Raw genomic sequence first — 22,949 nt, forward strand, 5'->3', positions numbered from 1 at the left:
TACAAAAATTGTCGACATTCCTTTGCGGAGTTACTTGTGGAGATCCCTCGTTCCTCGGGATAACAAGATTGTGGTTACATTATTTAAATTTTACGTCACAATGTTTTCGTAAAGACACACAGCAGTGCGTCTAACAGTATGGACAATTGGAACGTAGACGCACTGCTGTGCGTCTCTACAATAAAAATCTTTATTAAACCTTCGAGCCTTTGTGCCTTCGTGGCAAAACCTCGTTATTGAAATTCAAAATTATCCAACATCAACCCCTTCAAATCATCTCCTTCCAGCGTAATTTTATACGTTCCCGCATTTATATATCCTCCTGATGTCGTATTCAAAACCTTCCATTTTTCAGGCGAAGGAAAAAATTCGATTGTATCATTTCGCATCATAATTCCGTACGCATCTTCCATTTTAAATTTTACTTTTAATGGCGTTTCGTTTCTGTTCATGAATTTAAAACGCATTAAATAAATTCCGGCAACTCCGGGTTTTACTTCAAACTCAATGCTGTTATTTGTCTTTTTTGTAAACTCGATATAATCGGCTTTTTTAAAATTTCCTTTTACAATATCGGTTCCGGTTGTTTTGGCATTTTCTGCTTCGAGAACTAAAGTCTGACGCGAATCGTCTTTTTCGCCCATATCATAAATAGGAACGACAATAATAGAATTCACAATTTCTGAATTATCAAATGTTACTTTTTCTCCTTTTTTTACTTTTTTCGAAAAAATACTAAACTCAACATTAGCACTATTTTTGGCAATTTCTTCTGTTTTTTTATAATCAGATAACCAGCCAAATTGTGTTTTGATTTTATTGTCAATCAAAAAATAAACATCCGAATCTTCTTTAACCGTAAACGAACCCGAAACTTTTGATTTAGAAGAAAACTGTAAATAATCTGCTCCAAAAACTTCAGAAGGCAATTGTGTAAAAACAACATCTGAATCTGAATTTTGTTTCGAATTTATACCCAACCAGGACGCAACTCTGTTAATCGTTTTATCATAAGAACTTAAAACCAGATTCTGAATATTTTTTGGTGATGTATCTGCCGGTTTTTCAAATCTCTTTTTAGTTCCGATTGCAATGGCAGAAATGATCGCTTGTCCTGATTTTACATTTGGGAAATTAATGCTGATTTTTCCGTTTTTGCTTTTTACCAAGAAGGTTTTCTTCAATGCTTTATCATGTCCGGCTTCTGCCCAAATATCAAAATCTTTTAGAACAACATTCTCGTTTATAGCAACATCAAACAAACGCCATCCTTTGCAATTTAAACCGCCGCCGGTTCCGTACCAAGGTTCTGTAAAATACAACTCAACCAAATATTCGCCATCTCCAACAGGAAATTCATAACTTAATTTATCAACTCCGTATCTGAAACTTTGAAATAATTCAGAATCTTTTGTACCCGAAATTGGATCGAAAGTAGTTCTTTGGCTCGCATAAAAATCGGGTAATTTCTCAAATTTATCTGTCCATGACAAAGATCCCCAAGTATATTGTCCGTTTTTGTGTGTATCAGTAAACCATGTATTTCCAGCTGAATCTGTAAATTGAGAACCTCCACAATTCACTCTATATATATAGTTGTATCCTTTTTTAGATTTCGTAATATCAGTCTGATCGGTGTATAATGCGTTTAAATTTGGTGCTTTTGGAAGCGTGTTCAAAACCACATAATCTTTGGCAACCGCTTTTCCGTTTACATAACCCACGGCGTACAAAACATTGTATTGAATATTGACATTATTAAATTGAAAATGTTGTCCCACTCCAGGATTTTTTAGTTTTCCTAAAGATGATTTATCAACATCATTAAACAATTCAACCTCATCGCAATTGGAGTAAATATCGATTCCGTTTTTAATTCCTGCAGAATCCCAACGACTTGGCCAGGAATGCGAAACAATATAAACCATCGGGTTTGTTTTGTTCGAAACATAATTGGCGCGGTACATATAATACGCGTCCAGAGGTTCGCCCCAAACCGTAAAAAGTCCTTTGTAATTGATGGGTCCAACTTTATCAATATCTCGAAATCCTTCGCCGTTTTGAGAACGCCCCGGATTTTCGTGCGAAGCAAAAAGCCAGTTAAATTGTCCTGCTATTTTATCTTTAACCGATTCGGCTTCGCGGACTTTGATTTCCATTAATTGGGAAAATCTGTTTTCGCTCAAAATTCCTTTTTGATCAAATTCTCCTTCGGTATGTAAATCTGCTGTTCGCCATGCACCGTATTCTCCGTTTAAAAGTTGTGTGCTCATTTCGAGATGGTATTTTAGAGGATCACCGCCATAGGTTCCTGACCAATTTTGCACCACATTCCAATCTGTTCCTTCGCCGCCGTTGCAAGTTGTTACGATTCTTTGAGAAGCAGACAACGGATCCATTTCGCGAATGATTTTCGTGCATTCTTCTGCAAATTCCTTCGGAATCGTGCTTTCATTCTGTAAACCCCACATCACGACAGACGGGTTGTTTCTGCGTTCTTTAATCCATTCGCGTAACAAGGTTTTAAAATTCTCTTTAAATTCTGGCGTATCATACCAAATATGTGCCGAAAACTGACTCCAAAAAAGGATTCCGTTTTCGTCTAATTCTTTTTGATAAAGTAAATTATGTGGCTGATGCGCTTCTCTAAAAGCATTAAATCCTGCGGCTTTTATCTGCTCGATTCTGGCGTGAATTTGTTCATCTGAAAACGAATGACTGTTTCCAATCATGTGTTCGTATTCACAAATTCCGTTTACAAACAAAGGTTCGTCATTAATATAAAAACGATTATCTTTTCCATCACGGCTAACTGGCCAACTTACCCAACGAATTCCGTATGGCGTTTTTAATTGGTCAATTTTCTTTCCATTTTCGAAAATGGAAGTCACCAACTCGTATAAATAAGGACTTGACGGAGACCACAATTTCGGATTTATAATTTCCGGAAGTGTGTGTGTTATTTCTTTTGTTTCTCCTGCAATATTTCTGATGTCACTTTTACTTATGGCAACTTGCTTTCCGGTAGCATCAAAAAGTATATTTTCGATCGTTAAGTTCCGATTTGACTTTCCGTAATTTTTGATTTCTGTTGTGGTATGCAGAATCGCTTTTTCTTTAGAAATTGATTTGTCATTCCAGATATGAACGCCAAAAGGCTCGATACGAACCTCATCTGTAACAATTAACGAAACCGGTCTGAAAATACCAAGCGGCTGAGATCCTTCAGAAAATCCCCATTCGCCGGAACAGCCACCGCAAACCCACGGAAGATCTGCAATAAACGACGGATGATCTGCTTTGACCATTATTTTATTCTCCCCATCAAAAGAAACGGCGTTTGTAATATCGATTGTAAAAGTGGTTCTTCCTCCTTTGTGTGCGCCAACTTTTTTCCCATTTACCCAAACTGTAGCGTATGAACCAACTCCTTCAAAATACAAAAAAAGGCGTTTGCCTTTGTCTTTTTTGTCCGCTTTAAAAGTTTTACAATACCACGCAGTTCCGTGCAAATTGCCGTGTTTCATTCGGCGGTAACCGTAATATTGATCCCAGTTATGCGGCACATTTACGTTTTGCCATTGCGAATCAATTTTGGGATTGTTCACAAAGCTTTCGTCTTGCTGAACGGGATTATTTAAGATTATAGTTTCCCAAGATGAATTCAGCGAAATTTCTCTACGTAATTCCGCTGATGCATGTTTCACCTGGCTCTGAGCAGAGCAAAAAACTAAAAAAAAATAAATAAAAAAAAATGTTTTCTTCATGCTTTTTTTGACCCTGCGAGGTTTCCAAAACCTCGTAGGATTAATTTTTATAACGTTGACTTTGAATACCTACAAGGTTTTGAAAACCTTGTAGGAAAGTGTACTTCTCGTTTGTTTGCTATTTTACTTCTTCAATTAGACCTGACAGGTTTTATCCCGAGGCATCGGGACTGTCAGGTCTAAATTAACTACGAGTTCGCGTGAGGGATTGAGGCGGTATCCTTTTATGAAGCTTTAGCGGAATAAAAGATATAGCCGAAAGCCCGACCCGGAGGGGCACGCCCAAATTAAACCCCTTATACTTATACTTAATAAAACAACCAGTCAATCGCACCTTTTTCTCCGGCATCAATATAACCCACATCGCGCGGCGTTATGGTTTGGTTAGCGTCGATAAAACCTAAAATCAACACTCTTCCTTTTGCTAAATTCAATTCATTTTCACCCGGCTGAAACGTGTAGGTATGAATGTTTACACGAGGTAATTCTTTTAAATTCATGGCGCTTGCTAAAATCACTTCGGCCTGACCATAAGCGTTTCCGGCTGCATCTGTTTCTAAACTTGGCGGAAACAAAAATCGCTTTTGATCTGAATTGAAATACCCAACAACTAATTTTACAGGTTTTGTATTTTTAAATTTCAGATGTGTTCCTTTCTCATTTTGTGCTGTTTCCTCAAATGCAATTCCTTTCAGGTTTTGTAATTCAGGAGCTATTTTCGTCAATTCAGAAATTGGCGTCCCGTACACTTTTGTACCGTTTTTTACAGCATACGTTCCTTTGTTTTCACTTAGTAAAGTTACTTCTGCAGTTTGCCACGGCTTTCCTTCTTTGGTTGCAATTTTACCATCTTTTGATGATTTTAGCAACTCTAAATTTCTTTTAAAATTAACCAATTCACGTTCGTAATGCGGTAATAATTCTGCCCATGTTTTGTTGTTTCCGTCATCGCCCCCAATTGGAATTCTACGTTGAGCGGTTTGCATGCTGTTGGCATATAGATAACTATCTTTCGTTAAATTTACTAATGTTTCGTAATATTCGATGCTTTTTTCCAAATGAGGAAGCGCTTTATCCAGATCTGAAATATCATTTGAATAACTGTATCTCAACACCAATAAGGCGGCTTTTACTTTTTCTGAAAAGAAATCGGCGAAGGCTTTGTAAGCATGCATATCGTTTTTAAGACGTAGAAATTCTTCTTTGTCTTTGGTTACGCTTTTTTCTGCTTTATCAATTGCTTCAACGGCTAATCTTCCGTGTTCGGTAATTTCGGTAATAATCTGAGTTGGAAGTTCGCCCGAATGCGGTTGTTTGTTCCATTCTTTTTTAGAATATTCTAAAAGTAATTCTCCTGCTGGTCCGCATGATTCATGGAAACCAGGATAAACGCGCCATTTCGCCGGATTTACCAACTGGCTTTCAAACATTCCTAATAATAAAGTCTGACGGTTTCCTTCTGTGATTCCGAAACGTCTTAATGTTTTTGGCGCAATTTCTCCAGATTCGTCGTATGCTTTTTGAATGTTGTTTGCAGCTTCTAAATCGGTTCCGTATTTCGCAGCCAGATCTTTATCCCAAAATTGAACTTCTTCTTTTCTGTCTCTTTTACTGTCCCACGCATATCTTGCCCATGCTTTGTACCAAATCCAGTCACGATCCATTTCCAGTAATCTTTCGCCTGTTTTTGTTTTATCTGCAGAATACGGCCAATCCCAATACGAAGCCTGCGGATATAAATGCAGTGCATTTGCGCCGTGAACGCTGTGCATGGCTTTTACCGTTTTCTGGATAAAGTCCGGCGAACCGTATCTAAATGGTTCCAAATTTGCCAGAATATGAACATTCTCAATATGAATCGATTTTAAAGCACTTAACTGTTTGTGCGTTTCTCCCCAAGGTCCGCCTGGTGTGTAAGTCGTTAAAGACTCTCCGGTATACTTACTTTCTGTATATAGATTTTTGTATAACGGAAGTGATTTTTCCATTACCAAAGGTCCATCTGTATCATGCGAACGCAAAATAATTGGCGGTTCGTCTGTTCTTCCCAATGCTTTTAGTCCGTCCTGAACACCTGGAATAATGGTTTTGGTAAACCATTCTACATCGTCATCAATTGTGTTTATAGCTTCTCCCAGACAAACTAATAATCCCACATTTGGATATTTTTCGATAAAAGCGGCAATAGATTTTCTGGTATAATCTGAAAGTAACGGCGTAATTGGTCTTGAACGATCTTGCGTCTTAATGTTGTAATGCTCTGCAAAAGGCTTAGAAACAATAATATTATAAAACATTTGAATTACCCAGATGCCTCTTTTGTTGGCTTCTTCGGTTAGGAATTTATAGATTTCTTCGTTCTTTTTAAAATCTTCGTCGCTAACTTCTACAGCAAAAGGATATTCTTTTAATTTTACTAAAGACGCAAAAGGATGTCCGTTCCATAAATACAACGAGTTCATTCTGTTCTCGACCAGCATATCCAAATACTTTACCCATAGTTTTTTATCATAAAACCAAGGAAAAGTTTCAGGCGTATACGGATACTCGTAAACATCACGTCCCGGAAGGTAAACAGGTTTCTGCATTCCGATACAAGCGCCTCTTAAAACCATTTCCGGACTGTCGTCAATATTAATTTCTGTTGGAAGTTTTCCTGAATCTTTAATACGGTCTGCTACTTCTAATGCTCCATATAAAGCTCCAGAAGCATCTGTTCCTTCAATATAAATGATATTTTTTTGAGTGCGAATTTGAAAGCCTTCCTTTTTAGTCAGTTTGCTATCGTCAATTTTGGCACTGTTTTGTTTCCAAAAATCAGTTCCTTTTTCACCAATAACAATTACTTTATCTTTTTTATTTATTTTATCTTCAGCAATTACTTTGAAGCCTTTTTGAGATAAAGTTTCGGATAATTTCTCAACTCCAAACTGCACTCTTGGCGATTTTGAATCACTAACAATAGTAATGTTTTGCGCTGTTGCGAAAGTGGTGTAAATCGTTAAAAAAAGTAAAGTAAAATATTTCATTGTATTGTAATTTTTATTCTTTGCTAGATAAATTAAATCTGCCAAATCTGCTTAAATCTGTGTAAATCTGCGTGAAATAATGGCACGCAGATCGGGCAGATTTAAGCAGATAAACGCAGATTAAAAGTGTGAACTTGTAATGTTTAACTTTTACGTAATCAGCACTTTTACAAGCTTATTAATTCTGAAAAATCTTTTTCAAATACGCCACATTTGCACCGTAATTGGCTTTTACGTTATGCACTTGTGTTACGTCACGAGAGCGCTCTACAATTAGCCAGCCGCTCCATTTCATTTCGTCCAGCGTTTTTTTGATTTCCGGCATATTGATCATCGTATCATTTTCAAGCCAGACTTTATCTGTATTCGAAGCATGAATTTGAGCCAAATGTTTTTTGCCTAATATTTTTAATTCCGATGGAATATCTCTTCCGTTGTCTGCGGCATTGGCAAAATTGAAAGAACTTTTAATGTATTTTGAATCTATTTCTTCTAAAAGCTTTTTCTCTTCTGTAGCATTTAGCGAAGTTTCAATCGCGATTACACCGCCAATTTTACCGACTTGTTTTCCTGCCCATTTTAATCTTTCAATAACGATCGGACGTAATTCCGGATTTTTAACCAAATCACTTTCTGTCCCTAACGGAAGATAAGCCACTTTTACCTTCATGTCTTTCATTGCTTTTACACAATCATTAATCATGGGTTCGATGGTTTCTCTTTTGGCAAAAGACTGCGCATAGAATCCGGACATGGCAATAGAACTGATTCCCACATGCAATTCTTTAGATTTATCGAGAAACTTTTGTCTTTCAACGGGATCTCCCAATTTGCTGTCAAAAGTTGGTCTTTTTCCTAAACCGCCCATGTCCAGTTCTATTCCGTCGGCTTTGATTTCGCTTGCTAAACCAAAAGCACCTAATTTTTGTCTTTTTAAAATCATCCAGTCACAAACCGCCACTTTATATTTTTGTTTGTTTGATGACTGAGCTGTTGCGCAACTATCGAAAGAGCAGGATAAAACTGCTAAGATTACGATAATACTGCTTTTCTTAAAATAAGCTAAATTCATAAATATTAGTTTTTTACCATTAAGATATTAAGAAAGTTAAGTGTGCTGCTTAATAAACTTACTTTATGATCTAAGAAAATTAAGCTTAATGCAACTTAATATCTTAATGTTAAATTTTAAAAATCTTATTCTTCTTCAGCCTTAACAGCGGTTACGACTTTGTTTTCGTCGCCTGGCCAAATTCCGTTTTTAATAGGAAGTGCTTTTAATTTACTTGGATCAACTTTTACATATTTCAGTTTTTCTCTTCTCCAAGTGTAAACAATATGCACCATTCCGTCAGAACTTTGAATCATAGAAGGATATGAATATTGACTGATTTTTGAATCTTCTAAAACCAAAGCGGCTTTCCAATTGATTCCATCATCAGAAATTGAAACATTCAAAGGCGTTCTTGGTCCTTTTGCTTCTGTTCCCGGAGGTAAAACGTGATTGTAAACAAGTAAATGTTTTCCATTTTTAAGGGTTACGGCATCGGTTCCTGAGTTGTTATTTGGCAATCCGATCAATTCTACATCAGACCATGTTTTTCCGTTATCCTTAGAAAATGTGCTAAAAATAGCTCTGTTTCTGGTTCTTCCAATGGCTTGGATACTGCCATCTTTGTGGAATAATATACTTGGCTGAATGGCGTTGATTTTTTGTTTTCCTCTTGGCAGTGTATCACCCATTATCCATGTTTTGCCGAAATCCGGAGTAGATTCCATGCGAAGTCTCCAACCGTCTCCTTCAATACTTGACGGACATAATAATGTTCCGTTGCTTAATAAAACCGGTTTATTTTTGATTGGTCCTAAAAATCCATCAGGCATTTTTTTAGCCTCAGACCAGGTTTTTCCTCCGTCAGATGAAGTTCTGATTACGCCCCACCATTCCGATGGTTTTGGTCCTATTTTGTAGAAAAGCATTAAATCGCCACCCGGAATTTGATACAGAACCGGATTCCATGTTGGTAATCTCGGGCCTTCTTTCATCACACCATCGGCAACTTTAACGCCTTCGCCCCATTTATCACTTCCTTTAGGTTTGATGCTTACATAAATACAAACATCAGGATGTCTTTCGTGCGTTCCTCCAAACCAGGATGAAACTAAATCTCCATTTGTTGCTTCGACAATTGTTACAGCATGGCAAGACGGGTAAGGCGCTTTATCGTAAATAAATTCATCTACCAAAATACCTTCTTTCCAAGTCTTTTTTTCTAAAACCGATTTACAACTTCCTAAAAGGAAAAGTCCAAACAAGACAAATGTCAATTTTATGATCTTCATTCTTAATTTTATTTTTGGATTATAAATACATTCCTAATATTTTTTTAGGCAAAAATATTTATTAAGTGTAAAAATAACACTAAAAATTTAACGATGTATCCTGTACTGTCCCGAATTGTCTAAAATTAACGCTTTACGACGATAGCGTAAGAACCGGATGATAAATTGAGAACCAAATTGTTGTTTTCAATTTTATAGGAAGATGAAAAAGCAGCGTTTAATTTTTGATTATTAACCATTACAGCTGAAATATCCGAAGTTGGTAAATAAACGATTGCCGAACTATTTGCCGGAATATTTATTTTCCAGTCGAGTTTGTTTTTAGCTTTTTTCCAGTCACTTTTAATCAATCCGTAAATAGATTCATAAGATGCATTTACGAAAGTTAATCCGGTTTCAAAATCAGGTTTCATGATGATTTGTTTGAAACCCGGAGTTTCAGGATTACTCTTGATTCCTGCTATATTTTCATAATACCAAATCAATAAATCGCCCAAAAGCATCACATGGTTTTGCGAATTCATTTTAGGATCTGCGGTATTTCCGTTCCATAACTCCCAAATCGTGGTTGCGCCATTTTTCTCCATATAACCCCAACTCGGATACGTATTGTTCGAAGCCAGTTTGTAACTCAAATCCGGTCTTCCGAATTGAGATAATGTTCGCATTAAAAACTGCGTTCCGATAACACCCGTACTAATATGACCTTTGTACGTTACCTCAACTTCATGCACAATATTGTCAAATACTTTTGACTGAAGATTTTCAGGAACCATTCCAAAAGTCAACGGAAGCAAGTTTGCCGTTACCGTATTATTTGCATATTTATTTGTTTTTGAATCGAAAAACTTCGCATTAAAAGCTGTTTTTATTCTTTCAGAAAGTGAATCGTAATATTGAATATCTTCCGAATTTATCCCGTTAATTGTTGCAAACTTTTTCATTTTTTGCAGTAGATGATAATAGAAAGCACTCGCAATTAATTCACCATTCGTTGTTCTGGTCGAATCTTTTGAGTGAATTAATTCTAAAGATTCCGGCGGAACGCACCAGTCTCCGTATTTATCTTTGGTCATTAAATCTTTAACCAAATAATTTTCTTCCATATAAACGATCCATTTTTTCATGGATGGATAATGTTTTTCGATTACTTTTTTATCTCCAAATTGCTGATACAGCATATCTGCAACTGTAATATACGTTCCCGGCCAGGTTACATTATCACCGTAATAACGCCAAAATGCCGGCGCAACATCCGGAATTCCGCCATCTGCCGTTTGTGCATTTTTAATATCATCTAGCCATTTTGCATACAACGTTTGGTTATCGAATAAAAAACTTTCGCCATAAGCTCCCGTCGTTCTGTCGCCCAACCATGGCTGACGCTCATTTCGTTGCGGACAATCGATTGGCATTCCTTTGTAATTTCCTCGAATTCCCCAATAAGCATTCTTGAAAATCTGGTTCATCACAGCATCCGAAGATTCAAAAGTTCCGATTGTTTTGATATCATCATAAACTACTTTTCCAACAAAATTATCTACAGTTGGTTTTGTCGGAAATCCTGAAACTTCTACAAAACGAAATCCGTGAAATATAAAAGTCGGTTCCCAAATTTCTTCGCCTTCGCCTTTTAAAGTATAAACATCTGTTGTTCTGGCATCGCGTAAATTGTCGATATATAAAGACCCATCGGCTTGTAATGATTCAGCAAATTTCAAGGTGATTTTGTCGCCGCTTTTTCCTTTTACTTTCAATTCCAGCCAGCCGACCATATTTTGACCCATATCTAAAATATAAGTTCCTCTTGGCGTTTGCTTGATTGAAATTGGTTTTACTTCGCCCATTATTTTCATATTCGGCGTCATTTGTGCTTCATAAAAACCGCCCGGTTCCTGAACATATTCTGCTGTTAACCAAGTTTTATCATCAAAATTGGTGGTGTTCCAATTTTTCATTTCTTTTCTGGCGTCGTATTCTTCGCCGTCATATTCGTTGTTCGATAAAATCGGTCCGTTTGTGGTAACTTTCCAGGTATCATCGGTTCTTATTACCTCTTTTGTTCCATCCGTATATTCAACAAAAAGCTGCAAAGCCATTTTCGGATAACCAAAAGTTTTAATTTTATACGGTTTATAATCCTGTCGCATGGTAAAAAAACGTCCGTTTCCTAAAATCGTTCCCAACATATTTTTTCCTTCTTTCAATTGCGAAGTCACATCAAAAACATTGTATTTTACATTTTTTGTATAATCCGTAGGAACCGGCGCCAAAACCTGATCGCCAATTTTATTTCCGTTAATGTACAATTCATACAAACCCATGCCCATTATATATACCTTCGCATTTTTAATTTGTTTTTTTAAGTTGATTTCTTTTCGAAGATATCTCGCCGACAATTTTGAATATTGAGAAATACTATCTCCGGCAGAAGCTTTTTCATAACCAATCCAGCGTGTTGATTTCCAGTCGGCATAATTTAAAATTCCCATACTAAAATTCGCCTTTTCTTTCGATTGAATTTCCCCTTTATTCGTCCAGACGGTTACTTTCCAAAACGCATTTTGTTTGTCGTCAAGTTTTTTTCCTTTATAAATAATATTGACAGATTCATCATTTTCAATTTTTCCGCTATCCCATAAATCGGCTTTATTAGTATTTAAGTTTTCTAAAGTTGAAGCCACAATAATTTGATACGCTGTTTGTTTTACATCATTTACATCTGCATTTATTTGCCAGCTCAATCTTGGTTTTACAACATCAATTCCTTCCGGATTGTTCAGCATTTCGCATTGCAAATTGGTAACGCTGATTTTATTTTGGGCTTTCGCCGAAAAAGAAATCAATGTTATGATGATGAATGTTGTATGTAAAAAAAACTTTTTCATGTGTTGTGTTTTAATGGTATGCTGATAGTCTTTTTTGCCCGCAGATTTGACGGATTAAACGGATTCGCACTGATTTATTTTTGATCTCTAATTATGAAATTCCATCAAGTGTGTAACTTCCAAAGGGAGAAATCACAAAAACAAGAATAAAATCTGCGCCAATCCGTTTTACCTGCGTCATCCGCGTGCCAATTCTTACTCCGAAACCAATCTTTCTAGCTTCTCAGAAACCGCAATTTCCTTACCATTTTTAAAAATCCTGAATCCTTTTCCTTTATGATATTTTTCTCCCGTTTTATCCCAAAGAATCGTAATAATATTGCCGTGATACAAAACATTGTCCAAACAAAACCAATCCCATTTTTCCTGTGGAATCAACGGATTCACTTCTATCTTTTCATCCACTCTCGGACGTAAACCAACCAAACCAGTAATCATCAAATCATTAAAAGTCGAATGATTATAGTAACGGCTTCTTTCTCTGTCACCCATTAACCAATATCCTGTTGTTTCGTCCAGATATTCACCTAAATAAGGTCTTCCGCGATAGTATTGCGATTCTACATATAAGTTCATTTGTTTGAAATAATCAGTTTTCGCAACAAAATTCTGATCGTAATTATTTAAAACATTCGCCAAAGCCGTTAAAGTTTGCGAACTGGCAAAAGGCCAAATTGCACCGTCCCATTCGCAAGTTCCAGTTCCGTGCGTTCTAAAACGAGGGCTTCTTCTTTCAGCCGTCGTCAAACCAAATGGCGCCGAAAATCCTTTTTCATCTTTAATTTGTTCCCACGCTTTTTCAAAACCTTTATTTTTCTGTGGTAAATTAAAATACCACGGAATAAATCCGATGGCTTCCCGAACCTGCGCTAATGTATCTTTTTCTGTAAAGGTCTCAAAGAATTCACTTTTAGGATTCCATAGTTTTGTTTCTACTAATTTTTGAAGCGTATCTGCTTTCGCTTCAAAATAACTTTCTTGTTTGGCATCGCCTTTTAGCTTTGCAATTTTCGCCAAAGCAGTTGCATTTCCAAACATATAACTATTAATTGTTGGGCGCGCATTTCTAAATTTTCTGGCACCACTCAACGATTCTTCCATTCCGTCTTTTACATCAAACTGCCAGAATAAGCCGTCTTTTCGTTTTCTGTCGCCTTCCCAAGCTGCATATTCTGCAACCAAATCCGGATACATATCCAATAAAAATTTGTCGTCTTTATTTACTAAATACCTGTTGTACAAAGCATCTGCAGTCCAACTGCTAAAAGTTCGAAGCTTTTTCATCGGTTTGCCATCATTTCCTCTAAACCACAAATGAACATCCTGCTCCAAATATTGCGGATCATGAACCCATCGAAATTCATTAATATGATGTCCCAACGCACAACTAATCATATTGTATTTATCGGCATAAGAACGATCTACCAAAAACTCTGTAATCGCAAATCCCTGCGGAGTTTTCTTAATATGTTTGCGCGCGCTCCACCATCTAAAATAATAAATCTCCTCAAAATTCTGCTGCGGACATTCAAACAACGGAATATTCTTTTCCATCCAAACCCAGGCAGAATCATTCGGAATCGCAAATTTTAAATTTTCATCTTCCATGGTGTTGAAATAATCAACATAATGTTTGAAGTTTTTTTCTTTTAAAATAACGGCTGAGCTTTTTTTAGAAGCATTGATTCCTGATTTGCAACTTGTGTTTAAAGTTGAAATCAGAATTATAAAAGCAATTATTTTATATTTAAAATGATGTAACATTATTCTTTTTTTATTTAATTCTTTTTCTGCGATTAGTTTGTCATTCCGAGGAACGAGGAATCTCCGCAAGTAACTCTACAATCAAAAGCACCAATCTTTGTCGACCCAGCAACGGGGATTCCTCGTTCCTCGGAATGACAAACTGGACTTGCTACTTTATACCTAACAGGTTTTAAAAACCTGTTAGGAGAACCTAATTCCCTTTAAAAGTATAAGTCTGCCCTGCCTTCATTTGAACATCATATTCATTATATTTTGGCAATACTACTTTTTTAAGATTTGCTTTCTCTGAAATAATTGGTTTCTTCACTTCAACATCATAAAATAACGGATTCGGATTTTTTCCTTTTGCTTTTTTAAGCGACGATCCTTTTAAAGTATTCTCTATTTTTAATCTACAGTTTCCTCCAATTTTAGAATAAATTTTTAGTTCAGAAACTTTATTGTTTTTCCATGTCAAATCAATTACAAATCCACCTCTGGCAACCAAACCTTTTATACTTCCATCTTTCCAAACGTCTGGTAAGGCCGGCAATAAATGAATGGCATCTTCCTGACTTTGCATCAGCATTTCGGCAATTCCGGCAGTACAGCCAAAATTCCCATCAATTTGAAACGGCTGGTGCGCATCTAACATATTTGGGTAAGTTCCACCACCTTTTCTTTGGTCGGACGTTACCAAATGCAGTTGATCCTGAATCAGTTTATAAGCATGATTTCCATCTAATAATCTGGCCCATAAATTTACTTTCCAGCCCATCGACCATCCTGTCGATTCGTCTGTTCTATATATCAAAGATTGTTTTGCTGCCTCAAATAATTCAGGAGTTTTCACTGCCGAAATCTGATTACTTGGATACAATCCGTATAAATGCGAAACATGTCGGTGATTGTCTTTCGGATTATCCCAATCGTCCTGCCATTCTTGTAACTGACTGTGTTTTCCCACTTTCATTGGAGGCATTTTTGCCAGCGCCTCACTTACTTTTTTTACATAAGCAGCATCTGGTGAAACCAATTTGCAAGCTTCAATAACATGTGTAAACAAATCAAAAACCAATTGATTATCCATTGTAGTTCCGGAAGCAATTGTCGCTTTTCCGGTTCCACCCGCATGTGTGTTCTCAGGTGAACTTGAAGGAACTACAACTAAATATTTTGTATTTGGATCGATAACCATAAAATCAAGAAAGAAATCTGCTGCTCCTTTCATAATAGGATAAATTTCTTCCAGATATTTTTTATCTCCTGTATATAAATATCTTTCCCATAAATCCTGACAAACCCAGGCACCGCCAGTTGGCCACATTCCAGATGCAGCAGAATCAACCGGAGCGGTAATACGCCAAATATCAGTATTGTGGTGTAAAACCCAACCGCTGGCATTGTACATCATTCTGGCTGTTTCGGCACCCGTAACGCTTAATTCTTTTGCCATTTGAACAAAAGGTTCATGCATTTCCTGAAGATTGGTTACCTGTGCAGGCCAATAATTCATTTCGGCATTAATGTTTGTGGTGTATTTACTGTCCCAGGGCGGGGTAACCATATCATTCCAAATTCCTTGCAAATTCGCAGGTTGTCCGCCCGGCTGTGAACTCGAAATTAAAAGATAACGCCCAAATTGAAAATACAAACTCGCCAATTGCGGATCGAATTGTTTCGAGAAATCTCTGATTCTTTCGTTGGTTGGTTTCTTAGCCGCGTCGCTTGTTCCCAAATCAAAAGAAACTCTGTTGAAGAATTTTTGATAATAATCGACATGCGCTTTTTTTATCGTTTCAAAATCTTTTGTTTCGGCTTTCGCCAAATAACTCTTGCTTTTCGCAATTTCATCTTCTGAAATATCCTGATAATTTTTGAAATTCGTCGCGATCGAAATATAAAGCGTTACTTCATCCGCCTTATTAATGCTTAAAACGCCGTTGCTCGTGTCAATTTCGCCTCCTTTATTTTTAGCCGTTAACCTTCCCTGAAATTTCACTTTTCCTTTTACCCCTTCAAAATTTGTCCCCAAACCAGAAAGTATAATTTGGTTTCCTTCAGTTGAAGCAACCGTTTTATCAATTGGACTATTCATAAAAACATTACAGGTAATTTGTCCTGGTTGACTTGCCGAAAGTTTCACCGCAATAACCTGATCTGAAAAAGCAGTTAAAATTTCTCTGGTAAATTCTACGCCATTAACCGTGTATTTTACTTTTGCCGTAGCATTGGCAATATCTAAATCTCTATAATAATTGGTATATTTTTGATGTCCCGGAAATGAAATATAAACACTTCCAAAAGTTTGATACGGCATTCCGTCATTGGTTTGCGACATAATATCCTGTGTAGCCAATTCTTGTGCTTCATCAAATTTTCCATCAAAAATTAACTGCCGAACAATTGGCAAAGCTTTTATCGATTTGGTATGTGCATTGCTGTTTGGTGAACCCGCCCAAATGGTTTCTTCATTCAATTGTAAACGCTCCACCGCCGGATCTCCAAAAACCATCGCACCCAAACGACCATTTCCCAAAGGCAAAGCTTCGTTCCAGATTGCTGCTGGTTTATCGTACCAAAGTTTTAAATCACTATTACTTTGCGCTGTTACAGCACACGAAAAAATTCCAACACAAATCGCAGCTATTTTATTTTTTAATTTCATAGAGTATATTTTTTTAGCCACGAATTCACGAATTTTTAATTATTAAAATTGGCTTAAAATAATTCGTGAATTCGTGGCTATCTTTTACATCTTACTTCTTAACTTCATAAATCTTATTATTTTTCTCGCCAAACATTTCATATAATTTGTCGATATCTTTCAGCGCATTTTTTGGTAAATTTTCAGCTTTGTTACCAAAAACATACAATTTATCATAAGGTTCAATCACACAAGTCGATTCGTCGATTTCGCCTTTATCGTTCTTGACTTTATTCAAATCCAAACCTAAATATTTCGCCATAAACGGATACAAAGCCATACGTTTAGATACTCCAAAATCATGTCCTTCTTTTGCAAAATGAGCGTTTTCTACCAAATCTTTTTTACCGTACAATTCATAAGTTCTTTGGATAAAAGGAAATTCTAATTCCGGAACTGCCAATGTCCAGTCTTTTCCGTCAGAAACAATTAATTGTGGTTTTGGCGCCATCATGGCTGAAATTTCTGCATTATTTGTTCCGTTTCCGCAAAGGTGAATTCCGCGGCCGCTTTCACAAGGACATCCTCCAGAAAAATGAGACGAAACCATTACAACCGGAGCAGAAACCGTAATTCTGTCATCGATTGCCGCCAAAAACATAGTGTGAGATCCACCGCCCGATCCGCCTGTAACGCCAACACGTGACATATCAACATTTTTTTGAGTCGATAAATAATCCAATAAACGGATTCCGCTTAAAACCTGAACCGTCGATGCAATACTATTTCTATGCGTTTGTTCCGGAAACTGAAGCAAAGATTCTCCCCACGCAAACAAATCATAACTCACAACAATTGCGCCCATTTTAGCCAGAATTGCACAACGATATTGTTCGTCTTTTCTATATCTTCCGTCTCCAAAATGCCCATCCGGAGTTAGAATTACCGGAGCTTTTTTATTGAAAGGATACGGTTTATAAATCGAACCTGTTACATAAACGCCCGGCAGAATTTCCAATCCGATATTTTCAACACTGTAATCTTTATAAATTCTTTTTGGGGTTAAAAGTGGCTTAGACTTTGGTGTTGGGGGCGCCTTGTCTAAACCAAATGATGTAATCATACAAGCTTTTAACTCCGTTTTACGTTTTTCCCATTCTTGCTTGGTCGAATAAAGGCTTTCCAAATAAAACAAACGTTCTTTCCCTTTATCAACCGAGACTTTATGGTTTTCATATTTTCTTATAATGTAAGTTTCGTCCGGCTGTTTGAAATACATCAATTCAAACGGCGCCAGAATATTCGTCAACGAGATTGGTAAATTTCCTGGCTCAATTCTCCAATCTGCATAATCTAATTCTTTTCCCTTTAATAAACCTCGATCGTCGTTGATTGTCACATGAAAAATAGTTTCAATCTTTTTTAAGGTTTCTGAAACTGGTTTTCTGTAATTTTCATCAGACGTTATTTGCGCATTTGCAAATGTCAATGCAAAAATTGAAAATAATATTGCCTTTCTTATGTTTTTTAATTTCTTCATTTCTTGTTGTTGACATTGGCACACGGATGACGCGGGTTGAGCGGATTTTATTTTGATAGTTAAAAAAAAAATCTGTGTTCATCTGTTGAAATCCGTTTGATCTGTGTGCCAATTTATTTTTATATTTTACATTCAATTGTATATTTTCCTGATTCAAATCTCAGGTATTTAGTTACTTTTCCGTTTACTTTTACTTCTGTACCCGCTGCAATTGGCAATTTTATGGTTGCCGATGTATTCACGGGAATCTCCACTTTCAGAATTAATTTACCATCTTTCTTCTCCCATTCCGAAGCAATATTTCCATAAACAGATTTGTAAGTTGCTTTTACAAAAGTCATATCGCCCACCACTTGAGGCTGAATAAAGAAATGTTTGAAACCCGGATTTTCAGGATCAGGAACAATTCCGGCTAAACTTTGGTAAAACCATTCTTCGATTTGTCCCATCATAAAGTGATTCCATGAATTTCCTTTGCGCGGATCCCATTGTTCGGTTAAAGTAGTCAGCCCAAATTTGATCTGAAAACCATAACCCGGTGCATCGTAATGATTGTTCATTTTATACATCGTCTCGTTTTCGCCATTTTGCGCCAAAGCCTGAAACAAATAACGATTTCCAACATCGCCCGTTGTTAATCTGTCGCCTTTTGCTTTTATATCTGCTAATAAATTCTGCATTACAGCCGCTTTATATTGTGGTTCTACAATATCCATATAAACTGGAACAGCGTTACTAAACTGGCTGTTTGTGCCATATTGTTTGGTTTCGGGATTGAAGAATTCCTTATTGAAAGCGGTTTTAATATCAGAAGCCAAAGTTTCATATTCCGAAATATCTTCTGTTTTGTTCAACAATTTTGCTGCTTTTGCCACCAAACTTGCACCATAAAAATAATGCGAAGTCGCCGAAAGTGCAATCGGACTATTTTTTGAATATCCCGCCGCGTGCGTTCCGTAATCGTACCAATCGCCCAAACCGTGCGACACAATATGATCTTTTGCTTTTGTTCCTAAATAATCCACGTATTTTTTCATTACCGGATAATATTTCTCTAATAAAGAAGCATCGCCATAATATTCATAATACATCCAAGGCAGAATCACTCCGGTTACACCCCATTCCGGTGAATCGGTAAAATCGCCTCCAAAAACCACATATTCAGGAACAATTGTCGGTATTAAACCGTCTTCTCGTTGCGAATCTGAGATGTTTTGCATCGTTGCGGGAATAAAACTTTCGAGATTATAATTGAACATTAAACCCGGTCCGTTTAAGTGAATTTCTTCCAGCCAACCCAATTTTTCACGTTGCGGACAATCGGTAAAAACACTTTGAAAATTACTTTTTATTGAGTTATTGATCAGTTCATGCGCTTTATTAAAAATTGTATTTGAAGATTCAAAAGTTCCTGCTTCGCCAGCGGAATTATAAATGAAATTTGATTTTAAATCCAGCAGCGTCGGCAAGTTTTTATCCTTCGTTTCTTTATAATTGATGTTCTCAATCTGCACATATTGAAAACCGTAGTAACTGAATTTCGGCTGCCATTCTTCTACACCATCTCCTTTTAAAGTATAGTCGTAATAATACGGTTTTCCCGATCTTCCCTGACCAACAGTTCCGTCCTCATTTAACCCTTCGCCAACCCAAACGCGAACGGTTTGTCCTTTTTTTCCTTTTACTTTTATAGTCGTAAATCCCGAAAGATTTTGTCCCATATTAAAAACAAAAAAGTTAGGCTTAAGTTCTTTAAATGACGCAACATCATATTGTTTCTGAATCGTAATGGGCGGTGCAGTCTGTGCTCTTAAAATTCCTTTTGGCGCTTCCTGAACGACAATTTTTTTCCAGTTTGAATCTTTAAATCCTTTTTCATTCCAGTCTTTTTGTTCCAAGTTGGCATTGTAATCTTCTCCTCCAAAAATACTGTTGTAGGTAATTGGACTTTTGCTGTATTTCCAGCTTTCATCCGATTTTATGATTTCTTCAGAGCCATCTTTGTAAACCACTTTCATTTTGAAAAATAAAGTTGGCGGACCAAAACTCACAAAAAACTTGGTATATCGTTCGGCGAGCGTGTTGTACATTCCGTTTCCTAAAAGTACACCAATTACATTTTCTCCTTTTTGCAATTCTTTTGCCGATAATTCATAAGTATTGTAATTGACCGTTTTGTCATAATCTGTCCATAAAGGCGTAAACTCGCTGTTGCCAATCTTCTTCCCGTTAATTGTTAATTCATAATGCCCTAAACCTGAAATATAAACTACAGCTTCTTTGATTTCTTTTGCAATCTTAAAAGGTTTTCGAAGCATAATACTTCTGCGTGACAAAGAATCCGAAGTATTAATTATCGCATCTTTTTTCTCTCTTTTATAAGTTGCCGAGTGGTAATTTCTTCCTTCTGGTAAATGGCTATCTGCTTTTGTAATCGCGCCAATCCAAATTGGTTTTAAATCGGATTCGTTGGGAGCTATTCTGAAAAAAGCGGTTCTACTCCATTTCGACATTTCACCTTCCTGATTCCAAACTTTAACCTTCCAAAAATATTTGGTTTCTGGTTTTAAAGGGCTTCCACCAAAAGCGATATGCAAATTTTGAGTAGCATTTACTCTCAAGCTATTCCAGATATCACCTTCGTCAGTTTTTAGTTTTTCTTCGGATGAAGCAACCAAAATCTGATAGCCAATTTGTGATGCATTTGATTCGTTTGCTACCAATTGCCAGCTAAATCTCGGCTGATTTTGAACCACTGCTAATGGATTATCAGCCATTTCTGTGGTTAGATGTACGGGCAAAATTTGTCCTTTAGAAACTAACGTTACTAAAAGACAAATTACTAATACTATATTTTTGAAATTCTTCATTTCTTATTGTTGAGATTTTTGAACACGGATGAAACGGATTTACTTCGTAAAAACGCGGATAAAAACGGATTTTTTAAAATTGATTTTTTATTCTCATTAAAATAAAAAAATCCGTTTTTATCCGCGTCTTCGCTTTAGCGAATCCGTGTCATCCGCGTTCTATATTTTTTACAACTTTTTCGTAATCAACGACTGAATATTAAAAACTGCTTCGGGAATTAATTTTCCGGTTTGAGGCAGATCATCATAATCATCCGTGTCCGGTGCTGTATCAGGATTTGGAGAATATCTTTGTTCACCTGTGCGGAACATAATTCTCTCAAAACCATCTACCGGAGCATAAAATATTCTTGTTGATTCTTTTTCGTCGTTTACTTTTATCGTGTACGAACGTGTTTTAACGTTCAGTTTCACATTTACTTTATATTCTTTTCCGGCTTCGTATTTGGCGATTGTATTAAAACGCGCACCGGTTTTTGTCTTCAATTGTCCGTCTGAATCAAAAGTTAATCTTACGGCAGGTAAACCTTGTTTGTTTTGAAATTCCACCTGCAATAAACCGTGATTATTTTGTTCTGGTTTAACTGTAAAAGTTACTTCCATTTTCTCTGCAAACGGAATAACACGTTCTGCACGAGCATAATCAAAATTATCCTGATCTCTTAAAGTTAGCCATTTTTTACCATCTTTCTTTTCTATTTTAGTTGAAGCCCAAGATAAATCATAGGTATTCCATAACTTTAATTCTTGTCCGTCTGGAAGTTCATTAAAAATATCATTTGCATTTTCTGTAACAACACTAGTAACCGGAACAGGAATCGACGCTACCCAGATATCTTCTTTGTTTACGCTGTAGCTTACCCAAAGTTTTCCGTCAGGAATGCCGTCACCTTCAGAAATTCCACGAACGTATTGCGGTCCTGCTGATTTGTAGTTTCCGCCATAACGCATCGGACTGATCTCGCCGTGAACTAATAATAAATCTTTGTAATTTAATCCGTCATCACTTGTTGAAATTGCCAAAGGCCAACGATATTCTGATGGATTATAAACAGTCGCATAACGGTTATCAGATGTTTTTTGTCCCCAGATTTTGGCATTGCTGTTTACAAAACCGGGCGCACGAACAGGCATATATTCCCATGATTTTCCGCCATCTTTACTGATCGAAGTCAAAGCGTGTTTCCATAAACCCACCACATCGCCGTTTGGTAAATGATACGAACTAAGCGCTTTATAAGGCTTTTTCAACGGAATTAATTCGTCATCGCGATCGGCTTCTTCCACCCATTGCTGTAAAATCAAAGGATCTGAAAGGATTTCTTCACAGGCTTTTTTCAAACCCTTGTCTTTTGCCTGAGTATAAAAAGGAAAAGCCGATTTCGATTTATCCCATGATTTGTTGTATCTGATGAAATAAATTTCGCCAAAACTTCCGTCTTTTTTAATTTCACGAATCACACGTCCAATTCCTTTTCCGTCGTTTGGATCGTCTTTTTCATCCATGGCGATTCCGTAATATGCCAAAGCAAAAAGTCGTTTGTCTTTTGAAGTATAAAAACCCATTCGTTGGTGCATAATCGCATCCAGATTTTTGGCAATGCCTTCTACGCCTTCTTTTTTCCATCCATCAGGAATATGATAAATAGGAAAAATTACTTTTGGCATTTTCCAGCTCACACCATCTTTTGAAGTCATTATTAATGTCTGACTTGGTGGAATATGTTCTCCTGCAGGATCACTTAAATATTGAAGATAAAAAGTATCATTCCAATACGCCATTGTAGGCTGGTGGTTGTATGTCCATCCAAAACCATCTGCTTTTTCCGGATGTTCACGGCTTGCGCGCATAATTTGTGTAGCGTGAACTCCAACCGCCGGACTTAATTGCCCGTGATGATAATCTACATTTGAAAGTGTTTTACCAACATAACGCACGGTGTCATTTTGCGCATTTACAGCTGTACCAATCAAAAGAATTGCGGCTGTAGTTATGATGTTGGTTTTTATGTTTTGGAAAGTAATCATTGTATTAATCTCTATTTTATCTGCTTGATCTGCTAAATCTGCGAGAGTAATTTTTTCACGCAGATTTAGCAGATCAAGCAGATTTTTAATT

At 36.7% G+C, this 22,949-nt stretch carries 10 protein-coding genes; all 10 read right to left on the bottom strand.

The annotated features are described in order from the left end of the window. Positions 1 to 233: 233 nt before the first annotated feature. Positions 234 to 3,767, bottom strand: coding sequence for a malectin domain-containing carbohydrate-binding protein (locus AC4FQ3_RS15675; protein WP_491182440.1), 3,534 nt, complete (start codon positions 3,765 to 3,767; stop codon positions 234 to 236). Positions 3,768 to 4,075: 308 nt separating this feature from the next. Continuing rightward, positions 4,076 to 6,796 (bottom strand): alpha-d-galacturonidase, encoded by a 2,721-nt coding sequence (locus AC4FQ3_RS15680; protein ID WP_491182441.1) that lies wholly within the window; start codon positions 6,794 to 6,796, stop codon positions 4,076 to 4,078. A gap of 178 nt (positions 6,797 to 6,974) precedes the next feature. Continuing rightward, the gene (locus AC4FQ3_RS15685; RefSeq protein WP_491182442.1) at positions 6,975 to 7,868 is read right to left on the bottom strand and encodes a sugar phosphate isomerase/epimerase family protein; all 894 of its coding nucleotides are present in this window, start codon (positions 7,866 to 7,868) and stop codon (positions 6,975 to 6,977) included. 125 nt (positions 7,869 to 7,993) lie between these two features. After that, positions 7,994 to 9,139, bottom strand: coding sequence for a sialidase family protein (locus AC4FQ3_RS15690; RefSeq protein WP_491182443.1), 1,146 nt, complete (start codon positions 9,137 to 9,139; stop codon positions 7,994 to 7,996). Between the two features lie 125 nt (positions 9,140 to 9,264). Next, a complete protein-coding gene (locus AC4FQ3_RS15695) occupies positions 9,265 to 12,027 on the bottom strand; it encodes a glycoside hydrolase family 78 protein (protein ID WP_491182444.1) in 2,763 nt (920 codons plus the stop codon). A 195-nt stretch (positions 12,028 to 12,222) separates the two neighbouring features. Then, positions 12,223 to 13,791: an MGH1-like glycoside hydrolase domain-containing protein gene (locus tag AC4FQ3_RS15700; protein ID WP_491182445.1), complete on the bottom strand. Its 1,569-nt coding sequence runs from the start codon at positions 13,789 to 13,791 to the stop codon at positions 12,223 to 12,225. Positions 13,792 to 13,984: 193 nt separating this feature from the next. Continuing rightward, on the bottom strand, positions 13,985 to 16,441 hold the full coding sequence (locus AC4FQ3_RS15705) for a glycoside hydrolase family 95 protein (RefSeq protein WP_491182446.1): 2,457 nt from the start codon (positions 16,439 to 16,441) through the stop codon (positions 13,985 to 13,987). A gap of 91 nt (positions 16,442 to 16,532) precedes the next feature. Then, on the bottom strand, positions 16,533 to 17,960 hold the full coding sequence (locus tag AC4FQ3_RS15710; RefSeq protein WP_491182447.1) for an alpha/beta hydrolase family protein: 1,428 nt from the start codon (positions 17,958 to 17,960) through the stop codon (positions 16,533 to 16,535). A gap of 119 nt (positions 17,961 to 18,079) precedes the next feature. Then, positions 18,080 to 20,830: a glycoside hydrolase family 78 protein gene (locus AC4FQ3_RS15715; protein ID WP_491182448.1), complete on the bottom strand. Its 2,751-nt coding sequence runs from the start codon at positions 20,828 to 20,830 to the stop codon at positions 18,080 to 18,082. A 168-nt stretch (positions 20,831 to 20,998) separates the two neighbouring features. Further along, positions 20,999 to 22,858, bottom strand: a complete 1,860-nt coding sequence (locus AC4FQ3_RS15720; RefSeq protein WP_491182449.1) for a six-hairpin glycosidase — start codon at positions 22,856 to 22,858, stop codon at positions 20,999 to 21,001. Positions 22,859 to 22,949 lie beyond the last annotated feature (91 nt).

The organism is Flavobacterium sp. AK-345, from assembly GCF_058310175.1.